The organism is Sphingomonas sp. Ant20, from assembly GCF_000783375.1.
GTDB classification, from domain to species: domain Bacteria; phylum Pseudomonadota; class Alphaproteobacteria; order Sphingomonadales; family Sphingomonadaceae; genus Sphingomonas; species Sphingomonas aerolata.
In genome coordinates, this window is sequence record NZ_JRVI01000128.1 from 1 (window position 1) to 4,159 (window position 4,159).

General features: G+C 69.2%; 2 protein-coding genes, 2 pseudogenes and 2 riboswitches. Of the genes and pseudogenes, 1 reads left to right on the forward strand and 3 read right to left on the reverse strand.

What is annotated here, in order from left to right:
- The 3 genes and pseudogenes from cobN to NI18_RS14845 form a co-directional block, all read right to left on the reverse strand.
- Nucleotides 1-446: pseudogene (cobN, locus tag NI18_RS14835) on the reverse strand (cobaltochelatase subunit CobN); the annotation flags it as partial.
- Nucleotides 447-451: 5 nt separating this feature from the next.
- Nucleotides 452-1,501: a cobalamin biosynthesis protein CobW gene (cobW, locus tag NI18_RS14840; RefSeq protein WP_037530936.1), complete on the reverse strand. Its 1,050-nt coding sequence runs from the start codon at nucleotides 1,499-1,501 to the stop codon at nucleotides 452-454.
- A gap of 136 nt (nucleotides 1,502-1,637) precedes the next feature.
- Nucleotides 1,638-1,855: riboswitch (cobalamin riboswitch) on the reverse strand.
- A gap of 159 nt (nucleotides 1,856-2,014) precedes the next feature.
- Complete coding sequence (locus NI18_RS14845) at nucleotides 2,015-3,004, reverse strand: HoxN/HupN/NixA family nickel/cobalt transporter (protein ID WP_037530938.1); 990 nt, start codon at nucleotides 3,002-3,004, stop codon at nucleotides 2,015-2,017.
- A 226-nt stretch (nucleotides 3,005-3,230) separates the two neighbouring features.
- A riboswitch (cobalamin riboswitch) is annotated at nucleotides 3,231-3,444 on the reverse strand.
- A 238-nt stretch (nucleotides 3,445-3,682) separates the two neighbouring features.
- On the opposite strand from NI18_RS14845, the pseudogene NI18_RS14850 reads away from it, so the two are divergent.
- Nucleotides 3,683-4,159: pseudogene (locus tag NI18_RS14850) on the forward strand (molybdopterin molybdenumtransferase MoeA); the annotation flags it as partial.

The following is a 4,159-nucleotide window of genomic DNA, read 5'->3' on the forward strand; positions in this document are numbered from 1 at the left end:
AAGGCGGCGAGCCGGCGCAGCGTCGACACCGGCACCGTCGACGCCGCATCGAGCCGTGCGTCGATCCGCCCGTCGGCCGGCAGCACCGCCAGCGCGATCCCCCGCGCCCGCGCCAGTACCTCGACCTGCTGCAACCCATAGGACCAGTAGGACCGCCCGCCGATCAGCCGGATCACGATCCCCTTCGCCCCCGTGCCTGCGCCACCGTCCAGCGTCCGCTCGACATAGGTATCGACCGACAGCGGATGCGCGAGCGCGGACAGGTTGGCGAGCCTGAGCGACGGCAGCGGGCTTCCACTCGCCGCCGCACGCCGCCACCCGGCCGCGAACGCGCCGAGATCCCCGTCCGAAAAGGACAGGACGACGAGGTCCGCCGGGCTCTGCGCCAGGTCCTGCGGGACCGCGCTTTCCTCCAGCCCGTGGCTTTCGCGGAAGACGACGTGCATCGCCCTCAGCCCTGAAGCGCGGCCCGGATCCTTGCAGGGTCGATCCGGTCATGCTCGGCGATCACCACCAGCCGCGTCTGCCGCGCCTCGTCGGCGCGCCACGGCCGATCATATTGCGTCCGCACCCGCGCCCCGACCGCCTGCACCAGCAGCCGCATCGGCTTGCCCGTCACCGCGGCATAGCCCTTCACGCGCAGGATGTCGGCGTCGCGCGCCAGCGTCTCGATCCGCGCGGCGAGCGCCGCCGGCTCCGCGATCTCGCCAAGCTCGACGATCATGCTGTCGAAATCGTCATGCTCGTGATCGTCCGCGCCATCATGGTGCGACGGCCGCGCCGCGATGTCATCCTCCGCCGCCGCGTTCAGCCCGAGCACGACGCGCGGATCGATCACCCCGTCGGTCAGCGCGATCACCGGCAACGCACGCGCGGACTCCGCCGCGATCACCGCGCGCGCCGCAGCCACACCCGCCTCGCCCGCCAGATCCGCCTTGGTCAGCAGCACCAGATCGGCACAGGCGAGCTGGTCCTCGAACACCTCGGCAAGCGGCGTCTCGTGATCCACGCTCGGATCCGCGCGCCGCTGCGCCTCGATCGCGGCGAGGTCGGGCGCGAACCGTCCCGCGGCGACCGCTTCCGCATCGGCCAGAGCGATCACCCCGTCGACCGTGATCCGCGACCGGATCGCGGGCCAATCGAACGCCTTGAGCAACGGCTTGGGCAAAGCGAGCCCCGACGTCTCGATCAGGATGTGGTCGGGCCGCGGGTCAAGCGCGAGCAAAGTTTCGACGGTCGGGATGAAATCGTCCGCGACGGTGCAGCAGATACAGCCATTGGCGAGCTCGACGACATTCTCGGCCGGGCAATCGGGGATCGCGCAGCCCTTCAATATGTCGCCGTCGATACCGAGCGTGCCAAATTCGTTGACGATCACCGCGAGCCGCCGGCCACCGGCGTTGCGGATCAGGTGGCTGATCAGCGTGGTCTTGCCCGCGCCGAGGAACCCGGTGACGATGGTAACGGGAATCTTGGCCAGGGTCGGCTGGGGGTCGGTCATGCGATACTCTCCGGGCGTCGGAACGACAGCCACGGACGGACGCACGCCCGCAGCCACACGCGCGCACGACCTGACGGCCGCACGCGTTCGTCGCTCAGACGGAGTACCGTGCCGCGACCATCCCCTGGATCAAGGCAAGAGCGACCATGACGCTGGCAGGTCTCCTGGCTCGCGGGTCGAAGCTCGATGCACGCCTTCCCAGGTCTCGTGACCCAGTGGCTGCCCCCGCATCGGGGGCCTGTGCGTCTCGCTCACCGCTTACAGTTGCAGGGACAGCCGCGGCATTGGGAGGCAAAGCTCCCGCACCGCATTCCCATTCAAGCCCCGAAGGGCACCGGCGCGATCTGGTCAGGTTCGGTAGAACCAAACCTCGAGGTTGGGTTTAGAGGAGTTTGGCGACTGTGCCAATGCACCTGACCTCCGTCATCCTGACGAAAGTCAGGACCCAGAGCCACGCGTAATGCGCTGCCTGGCCCTGGGTCCCGGGTCGAGCCCAGGATGAGACGCAGCTCGTTACCCCCGAACCACCTCGATCTCGTCGAACCGCTTCCACCGGTAGATCGCAAAACTCAGCACCCAGCATGCCACGAACAGCGCGATGATCGCAAAGCCCAGCCCGTTGAAATTCTCGCCCAGCGCCGAAGCGACGTCCCACACGCCCCCGCTGAGGCCCAGCTTCGACGCCAGCAGCGCGAGCGTTTCGATCCCGCCGATCGCGATCGCGACGATCGCCGAGATCAGCGTGATCGTGATGTTGTAATAGAGCTTGCGGATCGGCTTCACGAACGCCCATTCATACGCGCCGAGCATCACCACCCCGTCGGCACTGTCGACCAGTGCCATGCCCGTCGCGAACAGCACGGGCAGCACCAGCACCGTACCGATCGACAACCCGTCCGCCGCCTGGCTTGCAGACAGGCCGAGGATCGCGACTTCGGTCGCGGTGTCGAACCCCAGCCCGAACAGGAACCCGAGCGGCGCCATGTGCCAGCTGCGCGTGACCAGCCGGAACATCGGCCGGAACAGCCGTGCGAGCAGCCCGCGATTGCCAAGCAGCAGGTCGAGATCCTCCTCGACATAGCGCCCGCCGCCGCGGACATGGCCAAAGGTCCGCCACACCGATCGCAGGATGATCAGGTTCATCGCCGCAATCGTGAACAGGAACAGCGCGGATATCAGCGTCGCGATCACCCCGCCCGCCTGCTTGAACGCCTCGAACTGCGCCAGCGCACTCGCGGTCAGCGCGATGGCGACCGCGGCGATCAGGACGATCCCCGAATGGCCGACCGCGAACCAGAAGCCGACCCCAATCGGCCGCTGCCCGTCCTGCATCAGCTTGCGCGTCACATTGTCGATCGCCGCTATATGATCCGCGTCGACCGCATGGCGCAGGCCCAGCCCCCAGGCGAGCATCGCGGTACCCAGCATCAGCGGCTGCGCCTGGAACAGCGCGAACGCCCATCCCCAAGCGGCGATATTGGCCGCCACCAGCATCGCGAACATCCAGCCGATCCGGTGTCGCGTCGAACGACCGGCGGTCCGCCCGGTCATGATCTTGGTCATTGGCACATCCCCGGCGTCCGACGAGGACGGGGGCCTGCCGCGAACGACCGGGACGCGCGCCGACCGGACGCCATGAGCGGCCGGCATGCGTCGCCGATGCGGCCCCCGCCGCATGGTCGTCGCTCAGACGGCGTTCACCGTGCCTCGGCCACCCCCTGGACCGGGACAAGAGCGACCAGACGCCGGCAGGTCTCCTGGCTCGCGGGTCAAGGCTCGACGCACACCTTCCCAGGCCATCGGCCCAGTGGCTGCCCCCGTCGCAGGGGGCGCGTGCGTGTCGCTCGCCGCTTACAGTTGCAGGGACAGCTGCGGTCTTGGGGCGAACCCCGCACCGCATTCCCATTCAAGCCCCGAAGGGCACCGACGCGATCTGTGCGGATCCGGCTTGCGTCGGACCTGCGCCACAGGGCTAGCGCGTTTTGCCTGCGCTGACGACAGGATTTGCGTGCGGCGCGCCGCCGGACATGTCGTCCCATCTCACCGCAACGTCTGCCGCACCTCGTACGTTGATCGCGTAACCGACCGGCGTCCTGCCGGTCGCGGCGTTGCCCGCTTTCCGCCCCTCGGCATTCGTGCGAGCAGCGCAAGACCCTCATCGCCCCGCTGATCGGAGCCCGCATGCGCCCTCTCGTCCCCGTCGCCGACGCCCAGTCCCGCCTCTTCGCCATGGCGCGCGCGTCCCCGCCGAAACCGTGCCGCTGCGCTCGGCGATGGGCCGCTGGGCCGCGGAGGACATTCTCGCCCGCCGGACCCAGCCCGCGACCGACCTGTCGGCAATGGACGGCTATGCGATCCGCTACGCAGATCTGCCCGGGCCGTGGACGGTCATCGGCGAGAGCGCGGCCGGCCGCCCCTTCACCGGTTCAGTCGGCGCGGGACAGGCGACGCGCATCTTCACCGGCGCGGCGATGCCGGCGGGCGCCGACACGGTGCTCGTCCAGGAGGAAGCAGTGCGCGACGGCGACCGGCTGATGCTCGACGGCGAAGGCCCCGCCTTTGAAGGCCGCAACACGCGCCGCAAGGGGCTCGACTTCGCGACCGGCACCCGGCTGATCGGGGCCGGCGACCGGCTGACCCCCGCGCGCATCGCGGTCG

What these genes read in the sequence shown, in the direction of transcription:
- cobW (WP_037530936.1), bottom strand. Translation starts at nt 1,501, where the DNA reads ATGACCGACCCCCAGCCGACCCTGGCCAAGATTCCCGTTACCATCGTC.
- NI18_RS14845 (WP_037530938.1), bottom strand. Translation starts at nt 3,004, where the DNA reads ATGTTCGCGATGCTGGTGGCGGCCAATATCGCCGCTTGGGGATGGGCG.